At 72.2% G+C, this 18,132-nt stretch carries 19 protein-coding genes; 17 read left to right on the forward strand and 2 right to left on the reverse strand.

The annotated features are described in order from the left end of the window. The first annotated feature begins 31 nt into the window (after positions 1–31). From map to glmM, 13 genes are all read left to right on the forward strand, one after another. Entirely contained in the window at positions 32–868 is an 837-nt protein-coding gene (map, locus tag IE170_RS04780) for a type I methionyl aminopeptidase (protein ID WP_189808025.1), read from the forward strand. Positions 869–995: 127 nt separating this feature from the next. Continuing rightward, complete coding sequence (gene infA, locus IE170_RS04785) at positions 996–1,217, forward strand: translation initiation factor IF-1 (protein ID WP_003956442.1); 222 nt, start codon at positions 996–998, stop codon at positions 1,215–1,217. Between the two features lie 73 nt (positions 1,218–1,290). Next, positions 1,291–1,404, forward strand: coding sequence for a 50S ribosomal protein L36 (rpmJ, locus tag IE170_RS04790; protein WP_003956441.1), 114 nt, complete (start codon positions 1,291–1,293; stop codon positions 1,402–1,404). Between the two features lie 194 nt (positions 1,405–1,598). Further along, on the forward strand, positions 1,599–1,979 hold the full coding sequence (gene rpsM / locus IE170_RS04795) for a 30S ribosomal protein S13 (RefSeq protein ID WP_079429308.1): 381 nt from the start codon (positions 1,599–1,601) through the stop codon (positions 1,977–1,979). A gap of 54 nt (positions 1,980–2,033) precedes the next feature. Beyond that, positions 2,034–2,438: a 30S ribosomal protein S11 gene (gene rpsK / locus IE170_RS04800; protein ID WP_003956432.1), complete on the forward strand. Its 405-nt coding sequence runs from the start codon at positions 2,034–2,036 to the stop codon at positions 2,436–2,438. A gap of 148 nt (positions 2,439–2,586) precedes the next feature. Further along, a complete protein-coding gene (locus IE170_RS04805; protein ID WP_003956430.1) occupies positions 2,587–3,609 on the forward strand; it encodes a DNA-directed RNA polymerase subunit alpha in 1,023 nt (340 codons plus the stop codon). Between the two features lie 132 nt (positions 3,610–3,741). Then, the gene (gene rplQ / locus IE170_RS04810) at positions 3,742–4,218 is read left to right on the forward strand and encodes a 50S ribosomal protein L17 (RefSeq protein ID WP_114053751.1); all 477 of its coding nucleotides are present in this window, start codon (positions 3,742–3,744) and stop codon (positions 4,216–4,218) included. Positions 4,219–4,326: 108 nt separating this feature from the next. Next, positions 4,327–5,178, forward strand: coding sequence for a tRNA pseudouridine(38-40) synthase TruA (gene truA, locus IE170_RS04815; RefSeq protein WP_189808026.1), 852 nt, complete (start codon positions 4,327–4,329; stop codon positions 5,176–5,178). A gap of 67 nt (positions 5,179–5,245) precedes the next feature. After that, entirely contained in the window at positions 5,246–6,883 is a 1,638-nt protein-coding gene (locus tag IE170_RS04820; RefSeq protein WP_189808027.1) for an ABC-F family ATP-binding cassette domain-containing protein, read from the forward strand. Between the two features lie 36 nt (positions 6,884–6,919). Then, entirely contained in the window at positions 6,920–8,206 is a 1,287-nt protein-coding gene (locus IE170_RS04825; RefSeq protein WP_229884593.1) for a glycosyltransferase family 87 protein, read from the forward strand. 238 nt (positions 8,207–8,444) lie between these two features. Next, positions 8,445–8,888: a 50S ribosomal protein L13 gene (gene rplM, locus IE170_RS04830; RefSeq protein WP_125540835.1), complete on the forward strand. Its 444-nt coding sequence runs from the start codon at positions 8,445–8,447 to the stop codon at positions 8,886–8,888. Between the two features lie 42 nt (positions 8,889–8,930). Next, the gene (gene rpsI / locus IE170_RS04835; protein WP_114053755.1) at positions 8,931–9,446 is read left to right on the forward strand and encodes a 30S ribosomal protein S9; all 516 of its coding nucleotides are present in this window, start codon (positions 8,931–8,933) and stop codon (positions 9,444–9,446) included. A gap of 125 nt (positions 9,447–9,571) precedes the next feature. Beyond that, positions 9,572–10,930, forward strand: coding sequence for a phosphoglucosamine mutase (glmM, locus tag IE170_RS04840; RefSeq protein WP_189808028.1), 1,359 nt, complete (start codon positions 9,572–9,574; stop codon positions 10,928–10,930). 209 nt (positions 10,931–11,139) lie between these two features. Here glmM and IE170_RS04845 read toward each other — a convergent pair whose 3' ends face one another. Continuing rightward, on the reverse strand, positions 11,140–12,099 hold the full coding sequence (locus IE170_RS04845) for a DUF389 domain-containing protein (RefSeq protein ID WP_189808029.1): 960 nt from the start codon (positions 12,097–12,099) through the stop codon (positions 11,140–11,142). A gap of 15 nt (positions 12,100–12,114) precedes the next feature. After that, positions 12,115–13,053, reverse strand: coding sequence for a type I pantothenate kinase (gene coaA, locus IE170_RS04850; protein WP_229884607.1), 939 nt, complete (start codon positions 13,051–13,053; stop codon positions 12,115–12,117). Between the two features lie 378 nt (positions 13,054–13,431). Between coaA and IE170_RS04855 the strand changes: the two genes are divergently transcribed. The 4 genes from IE170_RS04855 (at position 13,432) to IE170_RS04870 (ending at position 17,962) form a co-directional block, all read left to right on the forward strand. Then, positions 13,432–14,169 (forward strand): hypothetical protein, encoded by a 738-nt coding sequence (locus IE170_RS04855; RefSeq protein WP_189808031.1) that lies wholly within the window; start codon positions 13,432–13,434, stop codon positions 14,167–14,169. 113 nt (positions 14,170–14,282) lie between these two features. Then, a complete protein-coding gene (gene glmS / locus IE170_RS04860; RefSeq protein WP_189808032.1) occupies positions 14,283–16,130 on the forward strand; it encodes a glutamine--fructose-6-phosphate transaminase (isomerizing) in 1,848 nt (615 codons plus the stop codon). Between the two features lie 24 nt (positions 16,131–16,154). Beyond that, entirely contained in the window at positions 16,155–16,523 is a 369-nt protein-coding gene (locus IE170_RS04865) for a holo-ACP synthase (protein ID WP_114053760.1), read from the forward strand. A 35-nt stretch (positions 16,524–16,558) separates the two neighbouring features. After that, entirely contained in the window at positions 16,559–17,962 is a 1,404-nt protein-coding gene (locus IE170_RS04870) for an NAD(P)H-hydrate dehydratase (RefSeq protein ID WP_189808033.1), read from the forward strand. The last annotated feature ends 170 nt before the right edge of the window (positions 17,963–18,132 follow it).

Below are 18,132 nucleotides of genomic sequence, written 5' to 3' on the forward strand. Positions count from 1 at the left end.
GAAGCAGCAGATCCGAAGGTGGAAGTGCCCCATGGTCCAGATCAAGACCCCCGAGCAGATCGCGAAGATGCGCGAGGCGGGGCTGGTCGTCGCCGCCATCCACGCGGCGACCCGTGAGGCGGCCGTGCCGGGCGCCACGACCCGGGATCTGGACATGGTCGCCCGCAAGGTGATCGCCGACGCCGGGGCCAAGTCGAACTTCCTCGGCTACGGCGGCTTCCCCGCCACGATCTGCACGTCGGTCAACGAGGTCGTCGTCCACGGCATCCCGGACGACAAGACGGTCCTCAAGGACGGCGACATCATCTCGATCGACGCCGGCGCGATCGTGGACGGCTGGCACGGCGACGCCGCCTACACGGCCTTCGTTGGCACCGGGCACGCCCCGGAGCTCATCGAGCTCTCCCGGGTGACCGAGGAGTCGATGTGGGCCGGCATCGCGGCGATGAAGAACGGCAACCGCCTGGTCGACATCTCCAAGGCCATCGAGGGCTACATCCGCCGCCAGCCCCGCCCCGCCTCCGGCAAGTACGGGATCATCGAGGACTACGGCGGCCACGGCATCGGCTCCGAGATGCACATGGACCCGCACCTGCTGAACTACGTCTCGCGCAAGCGGGGCAAGGGCGTCCGGCTGGTGCCGGGCCTGTGCCTGGCGATCGAGCCCATGGTGTCCCTGGGCACCCCCCGGACGGAGGTACTGGCCGACGACTGGACGGTGGTCACCACGGACGGCACCTGGTCATCGCACTGGGAGCACTCGGTGGCCCTCACGGAGGCCGGTCCGATCGTCCTGACCAGCCCGGACTGCGGCAAGGCGAAGCTGGCGGAGTACGGGGTCACCACGGCCCCGGACCCCATCGGTTAATGATCTAGACTCATGGGCAAACTTTCCGGATTCGTCTTTCTGGGTGCCCTGACGTAGACTGACTCGTCGGCTTACGTGCATCTCCATGCCCGTGGCCGATCAAGGTAGCCGATTCGAAAGGCGAAGCGTGGCCAAGAAGCAAGGTGCCATCGAGATCGAGGGCACCGTGATCGAGTCCCTCCCGAACGCCATGTTCAAGGTGGAGCTCCAGAACGGTCACAAGGTCCTCGCGCACATCAGCGGCAAGATGCGCATGCACTACATCCGCATCCTTCCCGATGACCGGGTCGTGGTGGAGCTCTCTCCGTACGACCTGACGCGTGGCCGGATCGTCTACCGATACAAGTAGATCTTGCTCTCACTCCTGCCTGGGCGATGGTCCCGGTGCGGGTGGTGGCACTGACCCGGAGAACCTCAGACACATGAAGGTCAAGCCGAGCGTCAAGAAGATCTGCGACAAGTGCAAGGTGATCCGCCGTCACGGCCGGGTCATGGTCATCTGCGACAACCTGCGCCACAAGCAGCGCCAGGGCTGACGCACGCCGACCGACCTGCACTTCGCAGTTCTTCGCGCGACGTAAGAAAACGTACATACGCAGGACCCGCCCAGCCTGCAAGGGCCGGCGGTACCTCCGGCGGGGGCCGGGGACCCGGACGTACCACTGCCTGTCGGCGGTCGGCGGTCGGGAGCGGTTCTGCGGAAGACCCCCGAACACACAGGAGCCATTGAATGGCACGCGTTTCCGGTGTCGACATCCCGCGCGAAAAGCGTGTGGAGATCGCACTCACCTACGTCTTCGGTATCGGGCGCACCCGGTCCAAGGAGATCCTCGCCGCGACCGGCGTGAACCCGAACACCCGCGTTCGTGACCTGGCCGAAGAGGACCTCGTCAAGATCCGCGAGTACGTGGACGCCAACCTCCGTACCGAGGGTGACCTCCGCCGCGAGATCCAGGGCGACATCCGCCGCAAGATCGAGATCCAGTGCTACCAGGGCATCCGCCACCGTCGCGGCCTCCCGGTGCACGGTCAGCGCACCAGCACGAACGCGCGTACCCGCAAGGGCCCGCGTCGCGCGATCGCCGGCAAGAAGAAGCCGGGCAAGAAGTAGTCCTGTTCAGCGGTCTTGCGCTGTAGGACCGACCACCTCCCGTAGGAGTTTGACATGCCCCCCAAGGGTCGTCAGGGCGCTGCCAAGAAGGTGCGCCGCAAGGAAAAGAAGAACGTCGCTCACGGGCACGCCCACATCAAGAGCACGTTCAACAACACGATCGTCTCGATCACGGACCCCTCGGGCAACGTGATCTCCTGGGCCTCCGCCGGCCACGTCGGCTTCAAGGGCTCGCGCAAGTCCACCCCCTTCGCCGCGCAGATGGCCGCCGAGTCGGCCGCCCGCCGCGCGCAGGAGCACGGCATGCGCAAGGTCGACGTCTTCGTCAAGGGTCCCGGCTCCGGCCGTGAGACCGCGATCCGCTCCCTCCAGGCCACGGGCCTCGAGGTCGGCTCGATCCAGGACGTCACCCCCACCCCGCACAACGGCTGCCGTCCGCCGAAGCGCCGCCGCGTCTGACGCAGGCGACGCCTGTGCGTCCTTGAGTGTCCGGGCGGTACGACCCCTTCGGGGGCCGTGCCGCCCGTACCCTTGCAGCACCGGCCGTCCTCCGGGACGGCACCTGTCGGGCGTCAAATAGTGGGCGTCCACGACTGAAGGAAAAGACATGCTTATCGCTCAGCGTCCTTCGCTGACCGAAGAGGTCGTCGACGAGTACCGCTCCCGGTTCGTGATCGAGCCGCTGGAGCCGGGCTTCGGCTACACCCTCGGCAACTCCCTGCGCCGTACCCTCCTGTCCTCGATCCCGGGTGCCGCCGTCACGAGCATCCGCATCGACGGCGTCCTGCACGAGTTCACCACCGTGCCGGGCGTCAAGGAGGACGTGACCGACCTCATCCTCAACATCAAGCAGCTGGTCGTCTCCTCGGAGCACGACGAGCCCGTCGTGATGTACCTGCGCAAGCAGGGCCCCGGCCTGGTCACCGCCGCCGACATCGCGCCCCCGGCCGGTGTCGAGGTGCACAACCCGGACCTGGTCCTCGCCACCCTGAACGGCAAGGGCAAGCTGGAGATGGAGCTGACCGTCGAGCGCGGTCGCGGCTACGTCTCCGCCGTCCAGAACAAGCAGGTGGGCCAGGAGATCGGCCGCATCCCGGTCGACTCCATCTACAGCCCCGTGCTCAAGGTCACCTACAAGGTCGAGGCGACCCGTGTCGAGCAGCGCACCGACTTCGACAAGCTGATCGTCGACGTCGAGACCAAGCAGGCCATGCGCCCGCGCGACGCCATGGCGTCCGCCGGCAAGACCCTGGTCGAGCTGTTCGGCCTGGCCCGCGAGCTCAACATCGACGCCGAGGGCATCGACATGGGCCCGTCCCCCACGGACGCCGCCCTGGCCGCCGACCTGGCGCTGCCGATCGAGGAGCTGGAGCTCACGGTCCGCTCCTACAACTGCCTCAAGCGCGAGGGCATCCACTCCGTGGGTGAGCTCGTCGCCCGCTCCGAGGCCGACCTGCTCGACATCCGCAACTTCGGTGCGAAGTCGATCGACGAGGTCAAGGCGAAGCTCGCCGGCATGGGCCTGGCCCTGAAGGACAGCCCGCCCGGGTTCGACCCGACCGCCGCCGCCGACGCGTTCGGCGCGGACGACGACGCCGACGCCGGCTTCGTCGAGACCGAGCAGTACTGATCTGCCGCCGCCGGCGGCCGGGGCCGCGCCCCGACCGCCGGCGGTTTCACGAAGACTTCCCCGCGGCGGCCGCCGCGGGGGAACTGACACCGGTACCTGACACGGCCGGTGCAGATACGAAGGAGTAACACCATGCCGCGTCCCGCCAAGGGTGCCCGTCTGGGCGGCAGCGCCGCGCACGAGAAGCTTCTCCTCGCGAACCTCGCGAAGGCGCTCTTCGAGCACGGCCGCATCACGACGACCGAGGCCAAGGCCCGCCGCCTGCGCCCCGTCGCCGAGCGTCTGATCACCAAGGCGAAGAAGGGCGACATCCACAACCGTCGCCTGGTCCTCCAGACGATCACGGACAAGAGCATCGTCCACACGCTCTTCACCGAGATCGCCCCGCGCTTCGAGAACCGCCCCGGTGGTTACACGCGCATCACCAAGATCGGCAACCGTCGCGGCGACAACGCCCCGATGGCGGTCATCGAGCTCGTCGAGGCCCTGACCGTGGCCCAGCAGGCCACCGGTGAGGCCGAGGCCGCCACCAAGCGTGCGGTCAAGGAGGCCGAGGCTGCGGAGGCCAAGGCCGCCGACGCCGACGCCGAGGAGACCAAGGAGGCCTGATCCTCCGGGATCCCTCCTGCCTGAACGGCTCCGAGCGGGCCCGCCCCTTTCCCGGGGGCGGGCCCGCTTCTGCATGTGTGTGAAGAGAAGCCTGAGAGGATCGCTCACGTGAGTGACGAGGTGGAGCCCGGGCACGTCCGGGTACGGCTGGACCTGAGCTACGACGGGACGCAGTTCTCCGGCTGGGCGAAGCAGCGGACGCTGCGGACCGTCCAGGGGGAGCTGGAGTCGGCCCTGCAGACCGTGATGCGGCTGCCCCACCCGGTCGAGCTGACCGTGGCCGGGCGGACCGACGCCGGCGTGCACGCCCGCGGCCAGGTGGCCCAGTTCGACCTGGCCGACGAGGTGTGGGCCGAGCACGGGGACAAGCTGCTGAGGCGCCTCGCGGGCCGCCTCCCGCACGACGTCCGGGTCTGGAGGGTCGCCGAGGCCCCCGCCGGGTTCAACGCCCGCTTCTCCGCCGTCTGGCGCCGCTACGCCTACCGCGTCGGCGACCACCAGGGCGGCGTCGACCCGCTGCGCCGCAGCCACGTCCTGTGGCACCCCTGGCCGCTGGACGTCGGCGCCATGAACGAGGCCGCCGCCGAGCTGCTGGGCGAGCACGACTTCGCGGCCTACTGCCGCCGCCGCGAGGGTGCCACCACCATCCGCACCCTCCAGCAGCTGTCCTGGGAGCGCGGGGAGGACGGCATCGTCACCGCCACGGTGCGGGCCGACGCCTTCTGCCACAACATGGTCCGCTCCCTGGTGGGCGCCCTGCTGCACGTCGGGGACGGGCACCGGCCCGCCGACTGGCCGGGCAAGGTCCTGCGGGCCGGCGTGCGGGACTCCTCCGTGCACGTGGTCAAGCCGCACGGGCTCACCCTGGAGGAGGTCGGCTACCCGGCCGACGAGCTGCTGGCCGCCCGCAGCCGGGAGGCCCGCAACATGCGCACCCTCCCCGGCGCCGGCTGCTGCTGAGCGCCCGTCCACCGCCGCGGCCGGCCGCCCGTAATCCGTTTGGGCGGACCGCCCCGGGGCCGCGAGAATGCCCCGCATGGGACACCTCGAAGCCGGCCACCTGGAGTACTACCTGCCCGACGGGCGGGTGCTGCTGCCCGACGTCTCCTTCCGGGTGGGGGAGGGGTCCGTCGTCGCCCTCGTCGGGGCGAACGGGGCCGGCAAGACCACCCTGCTGAGGCTGCTCGCCGGCGAGCTCCAACCGCACGGCGGCTCCGTCACCGCCACCGGCGGCCTCGGGGTCATGCCGCAGTTCGTGGGGTCCGTACGGGACGAGACGACCGTACGGGACCTGCTGGTGTCGGTGGCGCAGCCGCGGATCCGGGAGGCCGCGGGGGCCGTCGACCGAGCCGAGCACCTGATCATGACGGTCGACGACGAGGCCGCGCAGATGGCGTACGCGCAGGCCCTCAGCGACTGGGCGGACGTCCAGGGGTACGAGGCGGAGACGCTGTGGGACGTGTGCACCACGGCCGCGCTGGGCGTCCCGTACGACAAGGCGCAGTTCCGCGAGGTGCGCACGCTCTCCGGCGGCGAGCAGAAGCGCCTGGTGCTGGAGGCCCTGCTGCGCGGGCCGGACGAGGTGCTGCTGCTCGACGAGCCGGACAACTACCTCGACGTGCCCGGCAAGCGCTGGCTGGAGGAGCAGCTGCGGGCCACCCGCAAGACGGTGCTGTTCATCAGCCACGACCGAGAGCTGCTCTCCCGCGCCGCCCAGAAGATCATCGCGGTGGAGCCGGGCGTGGACGGCTCGGACGTGTGGGTGCACGGCGGCGGCTTCGACACCTTCCACGAGGCGCGCAAGGAGCGCTTCGCGCGCTTCGAGGAGCTGAAGCGGCGCTGGGAGGAGAAGCACGCCCAGCTGAAGAAGCTGGTGCTCACGCTGCGGCAGGCGGCCGCGGTCAGCCATGAGATGGCCTCCCGGTACGCCGCCGCCCAGACGCGGCTGCGGAAGTTCGAGGAGGCCGGCCCGCCGCCGGAGCCGCCGCGGGAGCAGGAGATCCGGATGCGGCTGAAGGGCGGCCGGACCGGTGTCCGCGCCCTGACCTGCAAGAACCTGGAGCTCACCGGTCTGATGAAGCCCTTCGACCTGGAGGTCTTCTACGGCGAGCGGGTCGCCGTCCTCGGTTCGAACGGCTCGGGCAAGTCGCACTTCCTGCGGCTGCTGGCGGGGGACCGGGAGCGGCCGGTCGCCCACACGGGTGAGTGGAAGCTCGGCGCGCGGGTGGTCCCCGGCCACTTCGCGCAGACGCACGCCCACCCCGAGCTGTACGGCCGCTCGCTCGTGGACATCCTGTGGACGGAGCACGCCAAGGACCGCGGCGGCGCCATGTCGGTGCTGCGCCGCTACGAGCTGGAGCGGCAGGGCGACCAGCCGTTCGAGAAGCTGTCGGGCGGGCAGCAGGCCCGCTTCCAGATCCTGATGCTGGAGCTGGCGGGGACCACGGCGCTGCTGCTGGACGAGCCGACGGACAACCTGGACCTGGAGTCGGCGGAGGCGCTGCAGGACGGGCTGGAGTCGTACGAGGGCACGGTGCTGTGCGTCACCCACGACCGGTGGTTCGCGCGGACATTTGACCGCTTCCTGGTCTTCGGTTCGGACGGTGTGGTGCGGGAGACTCAGGAGCCCGTCTGGGACGAACGTAGGGTCGAACGGAAGCGCTAGGGGGCAGCCGCCCCGGGCGCTCGATCGGGAGGCGTTGTGCGGCTGCGGCCTGGCACCTGGCTCAGAGATTGGGACGTCCGCGACCGGGCCGGGCGGCGCCGCGCGGCGCGCCGGCTGCTCCTGCCGGCCTCGCCGCCGTGGATCGCCGTCTGCGCGGCGGTGGTCGTCGGGATCGCCGTCTCGACGAGCCTGCGGGCGGGCTGGGGCTCGGACAACGCCTTCGTGGTGAAGGCCGCCGACACGCTGCTGGCCGGGGGCTCCCCGTACGAGGACAAGCGGTTCCTGTACCTGCCGAGCGCGGTCCTCATGGCCGTGCCGGAGGCGCTGCTGCCGGTGCCGGTGCTGCGGTGGGTGCTCCCGCTGGGGATGTCGGCACTGCTGGCGGCCGGCTGGTGGGCCGCGCTGCGGCTGTTCTCGGTGCCCGGGCGCTCCCGGTTCGCGGTCGGCGGGTTCGCCGTGCTGGCGGTCGGTTTCCGGCCGTACGAGAACCTCGTGCTGATCGGGAACTGGACGGCGGTCTCGGCGGCCGCGCTGCCGGTGGCGCTGCTGCTCGCGCACCGGCGGTCCTGGACGGCCGCGGGGCTGGTGGTGGGCCTCGCGATCGCCTGCAAGCCGATGCTGGTGCCGCTGGGGCTGCTGTTCGTGCTGGCCCGGCGCTGGCGGGGGCTGGCGGTGGCGGTGCTGGTGCCGCTGGGCCTGTCGCTGGCGGGGGCGCTGCTGATGCCGAGCCCGTCGCTGTTCTTCACCAAGACGCTGCCGTTCCTGCTGCGGGGGCAGGACTCGTACGCGCTGCCCTGGGACGCGTCGCCGATCGCGGTGCTGCCCCGGCTGGGGGTGCCGGAGCCGGTGGCGGTGCTCCTCGCCGGGCTCGGGGCCGCGGGCGGCCTGTGGGCGGCCCGGTGCCGCTGGCGGCGGGAGGACGACCGGGACGGGGGCGAGCTGCGGCTCGCCGAGACGGCCTGCATGGTGATGCTCGCCGCATTCCTGGTGTCGCGGCCCTCCTTCGACCACTACCTGCTGGTGGTGGTGCCGCTGCTGCTGGCCTCGGCGGTGCGGGCGGGGTCCGCGCCGCGGTCGCCGTGGTTCTGGGTCGCGGTGTTCCCGCAGGTGGCGGGGGTGCCGTGGCCGTCGCAGCTGGAGGCGAAGCGGCGGGCGTTCAAGGACTGCTTCACGCTGTGCGTGCTGGCGGGGACGCTGATGCGGCGGTGCCTGCGGCCGGCCCGGGTTAACCTGGTGGGCGTACGGATCGCAGGGACCCCTCCGGGGCCCGGAGCCAAGCGCACGGCGGAGCCCGCGGAGGCGGGGTCCCGGACTGCGTTTTGACCCTTCCGGGGCACCGCGGGTATTCTGCTGGTTCGTTATGCGTATTGGCTTGCTCATTCTCACGTGAAAGGGCCTTACGCCGGTCCACCGGGCCGATGACCAGCGGTGCACACGGGTTGCGTCCCCGTAGTGCACCAGGGCTGTCGTGATCGTCCGTGGTGGCCTTGTCAGGACCCTTCCCTTCGGGCCGCGAGGCTCGGGGGAGAACCCATCACTGAAGAAGCGAAGGCATACGACCGTGCGTACGTACAGCCCCAAGCCCGGCGACATCTCGCGCCAGTGGCTCGTCATCGACGCCCAGGACGTCGTCCTCGGCCGTCTGGCGACCCAGGCCGCTGCCCTCCTCAAGGGCAAGCACAAGCCGACCTACGCCCCCCACATGGACATGGGCGACTTCGTCATCGTCATCAACGCCGACAAGGTCCACCTGTCCGGCAACAAGGCGACCCAGAAGATGGCCTACCGCCACTCCGGCTTCCCGGGCGGTCTGCGCTCCGTGCGCTACGACGACCTGCTGGCGAACAACCCGGAGAAGGCCGTCGAGAAGGCCGTCAAGGGCATGCTCCCCAAGAACTCCCTGGGCCGTCAGATGCTCTCGAAGCTGAAGGTCTACTCGGGCGACCAGCACCCGCACGCTGCCCAGCAGCCGGTGCCGTTCGAGATCACCCAGGTCGCGCAGTAGTACCGGCCACCCCCTAAGACGTAGAGAATTCTGAGGAGCATCGTGGCCGAGACCACCGCCGAGACCCCCGTCGACGAGTTCGAGGGCGTCGAGGAGTACACCACCGAGTCCGAGGTCGTCGCCGAGGGCGACTACACCTCCGAGTCCCTTGCCGGCCGCTTCGGCGACCCGCAGCCGGCCGCCGGCCTGGGCCGCCGCAAGAACGCCATCGCCCGCGTCCGGATCGTTCCGGGCTCCGGCAAGTGGAAGATCAACGGTCGCACCCTTGAGGACTACTTCCCCAACAAGGTGCACCAGCAGGAAGTCAACGAGCCGTTCAAGCTGCTCGAGCTCGACGGCCGCTACGACGTCATCGCCCGCATCGCGGGTGGCGGCGTCTCCGGCCAGGCCGGCGCCCTGCGCCTGGGTGTCGCCCGTGCGCTGAACGAGGCGGACGTCGACAACAACCGCCCGGCGCTGAAGAAGGCCGGCTTCCTGTCCCGCGACGACCGTGCGGTCGAGCGTAAGAAGGCCGGTCTGAAGAAGGCCCGTAAGGCTCCGCAGTACAGCAAGCGCTAATCTGCGCCTGCTGTTCAGCACCAACCGCCCCGGCAGCACTCTCCGTGCTGCCGGGGCGGTTCGTTTACCGCCACAAGCGGAATAACTAGCGGTCTCAAGCGAAGCGCGAACGTGGGAGGACAACTGTGGGACGACTCTTCGGGACGGACGGTGTACGCGGCGTCGCCAATGCGGATCTGACGGCGGAGCTCGCGCTCGGCCTCTCCGTGGCGGCAGCCCACGTGCTGGGCGAGGCGGGCACCTTCGAGGGCCACCGCCCCACCGCGGTGGTCGGCCGCGACCCGCGGGCCTCCGGCGAGTTCCTGGAGGCCGCGGTCGTCGCCGGCCTCGCCAGCGCGGGCGTGGACGTCCTGCGCGTCGGTGTGCTGCCCACCCCGGCGGTGGCGTATCTCACCGGTGCGCTGGGTGCCGACCTCGGCGTGATGCTCTCCGCGAGCCACAACGCGATGCCCGACAACGGCATCAAGTTCTTCGCCCGCGGCGGCCACAAGCTCGCCGACGAGCTGGAGGACCGCATCGAGTCCGTGTACGAGGAGCACCGCACCGGCGCGCCCTGGGACCGGCCCACCGGTGCCGGCGTCGGCCGCGTGAGCGACTACGACGAGGGCTTCGACAAGTACGTCGCCCACCTCATCGGGGTGCTCCCCAACCGCCTGGACGGCCTGAAGATCGTCCTGGACGAGGCGCACGGCGCGGCCGCCCGCGTCTCGCCCGAGGCCTTCGCCCGGGCGGGCGCCGAGATCGTCACGATCGGCGCCGAGCCGGACGGCCTCAACATCAACGACGGCTGCGGCTCCACCCACCTGGACCTGCTCAAGCAGGCCGTGGTCGAGCACGGCGCCGACCTGGGCATCGCCCACGACGGCGACGCGGACCGCTGCCTCGCGGTCGACGCCTCGGGCGCCGAGGTCGACGGCGACCAGATCCTCGCGGTCCTGGCACTGGCCATGCGCGAGGCCGGCTCGCTGCGCGGCGACACGGTCGTCGGCACGGTGATGTCGAACCTGGGCTTCAAGCTGGCCATGGAGGCCGAGGGCATCCGGGTCGTGCAGACCGGCGTCGGCGACCGGTACGTGCTGGAGGCGATGAAGGAGCACGGCTTCGCCCTCGGCGGCGAGCAGTCCGGCCACGTGATCATCCTCGACCACGCGACGACCGGCGACGGCACGCTGACCGGCCTCATGCTGGCGGCGCGGGTCGCGGCGACGGGCCGCCCGCTGGCCGAGCTGGCGGGTGTCATGCAGCGGCTGCCGCAGGTGCTCGTCAACGTCCGCGACGTCGACCGGACCAAGGTCGCGACCTCCGGGGAGCTGGCCGCCGCCGTCGTCGACGCCGAGCGCGAGCTCGGCACCACCGGGCGGGTGCTGCTGCGCCCCTCGGGCACCGAGCCGGTGGTCCGCGTCATGGTGGAGGCCGCCGACCTGGAGCAGGCCCGCGCGGTGGCCGGGCGCCTCGCCGACGTGGTGAAGTCCGCGCTGGGCTAGGCCGTCTCTTTCGGATCTTGCCGGTCACGCCCGCGTCGTCCGGTGCCGTGCATCGCATGGCGGAGGGCCGTCCGCGTACCGGGGTACGCGGGCGGCCCGACAACGCGGCGAGGCGCGGCACCGGACGGCGTGGGTCAGGCAAGATCCGGAGGAGACGGCCTGGAACGCCCCCGGCCCCGCCCCGCCTGGGCGGGGCCGGGGGAGGTGCATCAGGGGCGCGGTGGCGTGCCCGGCGGCCGGGTCATCCGGTGCCGCCGGGCGCGCCACAGCAGTTTCCAGCCCATCAGGGTCAGCGTGCCGGCCAGCACGATCCCGGACAGGTTCAGCGCCAGCTGCACGGCGGAGCCCCACATCTGCGGGATGTCCCCGAAGCTCAGCGCCAGGGCCGCGTTCGCCGCGGCGGGCACGGTGGTCACCGAGATGGCGACGCCGACCAGGGCGCCGGCCTTCGCGGACGTCAGCGACAGCATGCCGGCCGTGCCGGCGAGCAGCGCCACGATGAAGGAGAACGGGTCGGGCTGCCAGACGAAGCTGGTGTTGGGGCGCGGGGCCTCCAGCATCGACGCGTCGATCTGGCCGATCGCCGTCATGCCGAGGCTGAACAGCGTCGTCACCGCGATCGCCGCGGCGAACCCGACGGCGAGGGCGTTCGCCGAGCGCGCCGCGAGGCGCGGAGAGCCGCGCACGAGTCCCGTACAGACCCCGGCGAGGGGCCCGAACTCCGGTCCGACGGCCATCGCGCCGACGATCAGCACGGCGTTGTCGAGGGCCACGCCGCAGGCCGCGATCATCGTCGCGAGCGCCAGGAAGAACAGGTAGGTGATGGTGAGGGTGGAGTCCTCGTGCGTCGCCTCGGTCAGCTTCTCCCACAGCACCGCGTCGGCGCCCTCGCCCGGGGCCTCCTCCTCCGCGCGCTCGGCCCGCTGGGACAGTGTCAGGTCGACGTCCTCGACGGCGACCGAGCCGGCGCGGTCGATGCCGAGCACGCGCAGGCCGTGCAGCAGCTGGTCTGCGGCCTCGCGGGCCACGTCGCACAGCACGAGGTCGCCGGCCGGCTCGCGGGCGGCCCCCGGGAGGACGGCCACGTGCGTGGTGCCGACCGTCCGCCCGATCAGCTCCAGGACGGCGTCGGTGCGGTCGGGCGGTGTGATCATCCGTAGGTGCAGCATCCCCGCACCGTAGCCTCAGAGCTTGCGCAGGCTCAGTTTCTGCACCTTGTGGTCGGCTCCCTTGCGGACGACCAGGGTGGCGCGGCCGCGGGTCGGGGCGACGTTCTGCAGCAGGTTCGGCTTGTTGACCGTCCGCCACATCGTCTTCGCGTAGTCCAGGGCCTCCTCCTCGGAGACCTGGGTGTACTTGCGGAAGTACGACGAGGGGTCCTGGAAGGCGGTCTCGCGCAGCTTGCGGAAGCGGTTGAGGTACCAGCGCTCGACGTCCTCGGCGCGCGCGTCCACGTACACGCTGAAGTCGAAGTAGTCGGCGAGGCCCACCCTGGTGCGGCCGTCCTTGCCGGGCAGGGCCGGCTGGAGGACGTTCAGGCCCTCCACGATCAGGATGTCCGGGCGTCGGACGACGAGCCGCTCGCCGGGCACGATGTCGTAGATCAGGTGCGAGTACACCGGGGCGGTGACCTCGTCCTTGCCGGCCTTGATGTCGGCGACGAAGCGGGTCAGGGCCCGGCGGTCGTAGGACTCGGGGAAGCCCTTGCGGGAGGTCAGGCCGCGCCGCCGGAGCTCCTCCATCGGGTAGAGGAAGCCGTCGGTGGTGACGCGCTCGACGCGGGGGTGCTCGGGCCAGCGCGCGAGCAGCGCCTGGAGCAGGCGGGCCACGGTGGACTTGCCGACGGCGACGGATCCGGCGACGCCTATGACGAACGGGGTGCCCTGCTGGCTGCCGTGGCCGTTGCCGCCGGCGTCGCCGAGGAAGGTGTTGAGGGCGCCGCGCAGGTTGCTGGTGGCGCCGACGTACAGGTTGAGGAGGCGCGACAGCGGCAGGTAGACATCGCGGACCTCGTCCAGGTCGATGACGTCGCCGAGGCCGCGCAGCCGCTCGACCTCCTCGGCCGTCAGGGGCAGCGGCGTCCGCTCGCGCAGTGCGCTCCACTCGGCCCGGGTCAGGTCCACGTACGGGGAGGCCTCGGTCCGGCGCGGGGTGCGCTCGGGCCGGCCGGGGCGGTCCGTCCCGCAGTCCGGGTCCGGCGTGCTGCTTCGTGGCGGCGAAGTGATCACACTCCATTGTCGGGGCTGGGGGCCCTGCGTGGGTGGTGGGGTCGGTCACGTGGCGCAGCGGCGGGTTTTCGGTCTCGCTGCGGTCACGATCACGTCGCAGGGCTTTAATCCCGGCGGTGCTGTCGGAGCGGGCGCGTAGATTGCCGATCAAGGACGTTTCCGGCGGGTGTTTCCACGGGGAGTGGCGCCGTGCCGGAGGGTTCCTGCATCGTCTTTCGCAACCGCTTCCGGGGGAGTTCCACCGTGCGCAGCACCTTCGTCCGTCGTTCTGTCATGACCGCGTCCGCCGTGTCCCTGGCCCTGCTGGCCACCGCGTGCGGCTCGTCCGACTCCAAGGGCGAGGCCAAGGCCGACGCCCCGGCCCCCGCCGCCTCCTCGGCGGCCCCGGCGAAGGGCAAGACCGACGCCGAGCTGGCCGGCGTGATCGTGAAGCAGGCCGACCTGCCGGACCACCTGGTGAAGGAGGCCACGGCCGCCGAGGCCGCGGCCGGCGCCGCCGCCACCAGCGACAAGCCCGACTGCCTGCCGCTGGTCAAGGCCCAGTCGATGGCCCCGGTGGGCAAGGCGGCCGGGACCGCGCGGACCAAGGCCGTCGCCAAGCCGAAGGACGGCGGCGCCGCCGACACCCCGGACGCCAAGATGAAGGCGATCATGGACGCGCTCGGCGCGAACGCCACTGCCGTCACCCTCTCCTCGTACGACGGCAAGGGCGCCGAGGAGGCCTTCGCCGCGCTGAAGAACGCGGGCACGGCCTGCGCCGCCGGCTACGGCGTCACCCAGGACGGCGAGTCGGCCAAGGTCACCAAGGTGGCCCCCGGCACGCCGGTGACCGCGGGCGACGAGGCCCTCGCGTACACCGTGGAGGCCGACTCCGACGGCACGAAGATCTCGACGCAGCTGGTCGTCGTGCGCAAGGCCAACACCGTCGCGACCTTCTCGGCGCTCAGCCTGAAGGGCACCGCCGAGCAGCCGAAGGCCGTCGTCGACGCGCAGGTCAAGAAGCTCGGCTGACGCGCAGGCGCGTCCGAATCACGTCAACCCCGCTCCGGCGCATTCGCCGGGGCGGGGTTTTCGTCTCGTCCGGGTACGGGACGGGGCGTCAACTCGGGCGTACGCTGCGCGCTATGTGCGGAATTGTGGGTTACGTAGGAGCGCAGTCGGCGCTCGATGTGGTCATCGCCGGACTCAAGCGGCTGGAGTACCGCGGCTACGACTCGGCGGGCGTCGCCGTCGTCGCCGACGGGGAGCTCGCCTCGACGAAGAAGGCCGGGAAGCTCGTCAACCTGGAGAAGCAGCTCGTCTCCCATCCGCTGCCGCCCGGCTCCACCGGGCTCGGCCACACCCGGTGGGCGACGCACGGCGGCCCCACCGACGCCAACGCCCACCCGCACCTGGACAACACGGGCCGGGTCGCCGTCGTCCACAACGGCATCATCGAGAACTTCGCCGTGCTGCGGGCCGAGCTGGCAGACCGCGGGCACCGCCTCGACTCGGAGACCGACACCGAGGTCACCGCCCACCTCCTGGCCGAGGAGTACGCGGCGGCCGGGGACCTCGCGGAGGCCATGCGCCGGGTGTGCCGGCGCCTGGAGGGCGCCTTCACGCTGGTCGCCGTGCACGCCGACGTGCCGGACGTGGTCGTCGGCGCACGCCGCAACTCCCCGCTCGTCGTCGGCGTCGGCGAGGGCGAGAACTTCCTCGCCTCCGACGTGGCCGCGTTCATCGCGCACACCCGATCCGCCATCGAGCTGGGCCAGGACCAGGTCGTGGAGCTGCGCCGGGACGGTGTCACGGTCACCGGCTTCGACGGCTCGCCCGCCGAGGTCCGCGCCTACCACGTCGACTGGGACGCCTCGGCCGCCGAGAAGGGCGGCTACGACTACTTCATGCTCAAGGAGATCGCCGAGCAGCCGAAGGCCGTCGCCGACACCCTCCTCGGCCGCATCGACGCGAGCGGCTCCCTCACCCTCGACGAGGTGCGCATCCCCGCCTCGGTGCTCCGCGAGGTCGACAAGGTGGTGATCGTGGCCTGCGGCACGGCCTACCACGCCGGCCTCATCGCCAAGCTGGCCATCGAGCACTGGACGCGCATCCCCTGCGAGACGGAGCTGGCCAGCGAGTTCCGCTACCGCGACCCGATCCTGGACCAGCGGACGCTCGTCGTGGCCATCTCGCAGTCCGGGGAGACCATGGACACGCTGATGGCGCTGCGGCACGCGCGCGAGCAGGGCGCGAAGGTGCTCGCCATCTGCAACACCAACGGCTCGACGATCCCGCGCGAGTCGGACGCCGTGCTGTACACGCACGCCGGCCCGGAGGTGGCCGTCGCCTCGACCAAGGCGTTCCTGACGCAGCTGGTGGCCTGCTACCTGGTCGCGCTCTACCTCGGCCAGGTGCGCGGTACGAAGTGGGGCGACGAGGTCGGGGCGGTGGTCCGCGAACTGTCCGACATCGCCGGGGCGGTGGACGCCGTCCTGGAGACGATGGAGCCGGTGCGGGCGCTGGCGCGGTCCCTCGCCGACAAGAACACCGTGCTGTTCCTCGGCCGGCACGTCGGCTACCCGGTGGCCCTGGAGGGCGCGCTCAAGCTGAAGGAGCTCGCGTACATGCACGCGGAGGGCTTCGCGGCGGGCGAGCTCAAGCACGGCCCGATCGCGCTGATCGAGAAGGACCTGCCGGTGGTGGTGGTCGTGCCGTCGCCGCGCGGGCGCTCCGTCCTCCACGACAAGATCGTCTCGAACATCCAGGAGATCCGGGCGCGCGGCGCGCGGACCATCGTCATCGCCGAGGAGGGCGACCAGGCGGTCGTCCCCTATGCCGACCACCTGGTCCGCATCCCGGCGACGCCGACGCTGCTCCAGCCGCTGGTGGCCACCGTCCCGCTCCAGGTGTTCGCGTGCGAACTGGCCACGGCGCGCGGCAACGAGGTGGACCAGCCGCGTAATCTCGCGAAGTCCGTGACCGTGGAGTAGGAGAGAGAGCGGGGGGTCGCCGTCGTGATCATCGGCGTGGGGATCGACGTGGCGGAGATCGAGCGCTTCGGCGTGTCGATGGAGCGGACGCCGGGCATGGCCCAGCGGCTGTTCACCGAGTCGGAGCTGGTGCTGCCGAGCGGCGAGCGGCGCGGGATCGCCTCGCTCGCCGCCCGGTTCGCCGCGAAGGAGGCGCTCGCCAAGGCGCTCGGCGCGCCCGGCGGCATGCTGTGGACCGACGCGGAGGTGTACGTGGAGGAGACGGGGCAGCCCCGGGTGCGGGTGCGGGGCACCGTCGAGGCGCGGGCGGTGGAGCTGAACGTGAAGTCCTTCCACCTCTCGCTCAGCCACGACGCGGGCGTCGCCTCGGCCGTCGTCATCGCCGAGGGCTGACGGCTGCCGCGCCGCCGATCGGGCAGGCTGGGCCCATGCGTACTGCTTACAGCGTGGAGAACGTGCGGGCCGCGGAGCGGGAGGCGATGGCGCGGCTGCCGGAGGGCGCCCTGATGCAGCGCGCGGCGGCCGGGCTGGCCGCCGCCTGCGCGGGCCTGCTGGCGAAGGTGTACGGCGCCCGGGTGGTCCTGCTCGTCGGGCCGGGCGACAACGGCGGCGACGCCCTGTACGCGGGCGCCCGGCTGGCCCGGCGCGGCGCCGCGGTGACCGCGGTGCCCGCCGACCCCGGGCGCGTGCACCCGGGCGGGCTGGCGGCGCTGCGCGCCGCGGGCGGCCGGCTGTCCGCCGCGGTGCCGGACCGCGCGGACCTCGTCGTCGACGGCCTGCTCGGCATCGGCGGGCGGGGCGGGCTGCGCCCGGCCGCGGCGGCGCTGGCGGAGCGGATCCCGCCCGGCGCGCCCGTCGTCGCCGTGGACCTGCCCAGCGGCGTGGACGCGGACACCGGGGAGGTCGCCGGGGCGGCCGTACGGGCCGACACGACCGTCACGTTCGGGGCGTACAAGCCGGGCCTCCTCGTCGACCCGGGCGCGGGCCTGGCCGGCGAGGTGCGGCTGGTGGACATCGGCCTGGACCCCGCCGCGCTCGGCACCCCGGCCGCCGCCGCCCTGGAGGACGCCGACCTGGCGACCATCCTGCCGCGGCCCGGCGCGGCGAGCGACAAGTACAGCCGCGGGGTCGTCGGCGTCGTCGCCGGGTCGGCGCAGTACCCGGGCGCGGCCGTCCTGGCGGTGGCGGGCGCGTTGCGCGGCGGCGCCGGAGCCGTGCGCTACGTCGGCCCCGCGCACGAGGAAGTGCTGGCCCGCTACCCGGAGACGCTGATCGGGCGGGGCCGGGTGCAGGCCTGGGTGGTCGGGCCGGGCCTCGGCGGCGACCGGGCCGCGGAGGCGGCGCAGGCGCTGGCCGAGCCGGTGCCGGTCCTGGTGGACGCGGACGGGCTGCGCGGCCTGGACCCGGCGGTGCTGCGCGCCCGCACCGCACCGACCCTGCTGACTCCTCATGCGGGGGAGGCGGCCGCGCTGCTGGGCGTGCCGCGCGCGGACGTGGAGTCGGGGCGGCTCGCTGCCGTACGGGAGCTGGCCGGCCGCTTCGGGGCCGTGGTGCTGCTGAAGGGCTCGACGACGCTGGTGTGCGACGGCCGCGGGCCCGTCCGGGTGAACCCGACCGGGACGCCCTGGCTCGCCACGGCCGGCAGCGGCGACGTCCTGTCCGGCCTCGCCGGCTCCCTCCTCGCGGCCGGTCTGCCGGCCGCCGACGCGGCCTCCGCGGCGGCGTACCTGCACGGCCTGTCCGCCGGGCGCGCGGCGAGCGGCGCCCCGCTGCTCGCCCAGGAGGTGGCCGCGGCGCTGCCCGCCGCATGGCGGGCGGTGCACGGGTCCTGAAAGGCCGTCGGCTCCGGGGTCGCGGCCGGGAAGCTGCCGGGTCGCGACGCCGGCCCGGCACCTCGCCGCGCCGCCGGCCCGCGCACGCGCGTGCGGTCCGCCGCGCGGTGGACCGGCACCGGACGCCGCGACCCGGCAGCCCTTCGGGCCGCCGCCCCCTCGGGGTGGTC

This window comes from Streptomyces toxytricini (assembly GCF_014649915.1).
Classification (GTDB): Bacteria; Actinomycetota; Actinomycetes; order Streptomycetales; family Streptomycetaceae; genus Streptomyces; species Streptomyces toxytricini.

Bases quoted from the DNA above. Each gene is read 5' to 3' on its own strand.
- IE170_RS04845 (WP_189808029.1), bottom strand. From the start codon at position 12,099: ATGCTGCACCTACGGATGATCACACCGCCCGACCGCACCGACGCCGTC.
- rpsK (WP_003956432.1), top strand. From the start codon at position 2,034: ATGCCCCCCAAGGGTCGTCAGGGCGCTGCCAAGAAGGTGCGCCGCAAG.
- rpsM (WP_079429308.1), top strand. From the start codon at position 1,599: ATGGCACGCGTTTCCGGTGTCGACATCCCGCGCGAAAAGCGTGTGGAG.
- map (WP_189808025.1), top strand. From the start codon at position 32: ATGGTCCAGATCAAGACCCCCGAGCAGATCGCGAAGATGCGCGAGGCG.
- rpmJ (WP_003956441.1), top strand. From the start codon at position 1,291: ATGAAGGTCAAGCCGAGCGTCAAGAAGATCTGCGACAAGTGCAAGGTG.
- IE170_RS04870 (WP_189808033.1), top strand. From the start codon at position 16,559: ATGCGTACTGCTTACAGCGTGGAGAACGTGCGGGCCGCGGAGCGGGAG.
- IE170_RS04820 (WP_189808027.1), top strand. From the start codon at position 5,246: ATGCCCCGCATGGGACACCTCGAAGCCGGCCACCTGGAGTACTACCTG.
- rplQ (WP_114053751.1), top strand. From the start codon at position 3,742: ATGCCGCGTCCCGCCAAGGGTGCCCGTCTGGGCGGCAGCGCCGCGCAC.
- IE170_RS04805 (WP_003956430.1), top strand. From the start codon at position 2,587: ATGCTTATCGCTCAGCGTCCTTCGCTGACCGAAGAGGTCGTCGACGAG.
- IE170_RS04855 (WP_189808031.1), top strand. From the start codon at position 13,432: ATGACCGCGTCCGCCGTGTCCCTGGCCCTGCTGGCCACCGCGTGCGGC.
- glmS (WP_189808032.1), top strand. From the start codon at position 14,283: ATGTGCGGAATTGTGGGTTACGTAGGAGCGCAGTCGGCGCTCGATGTG.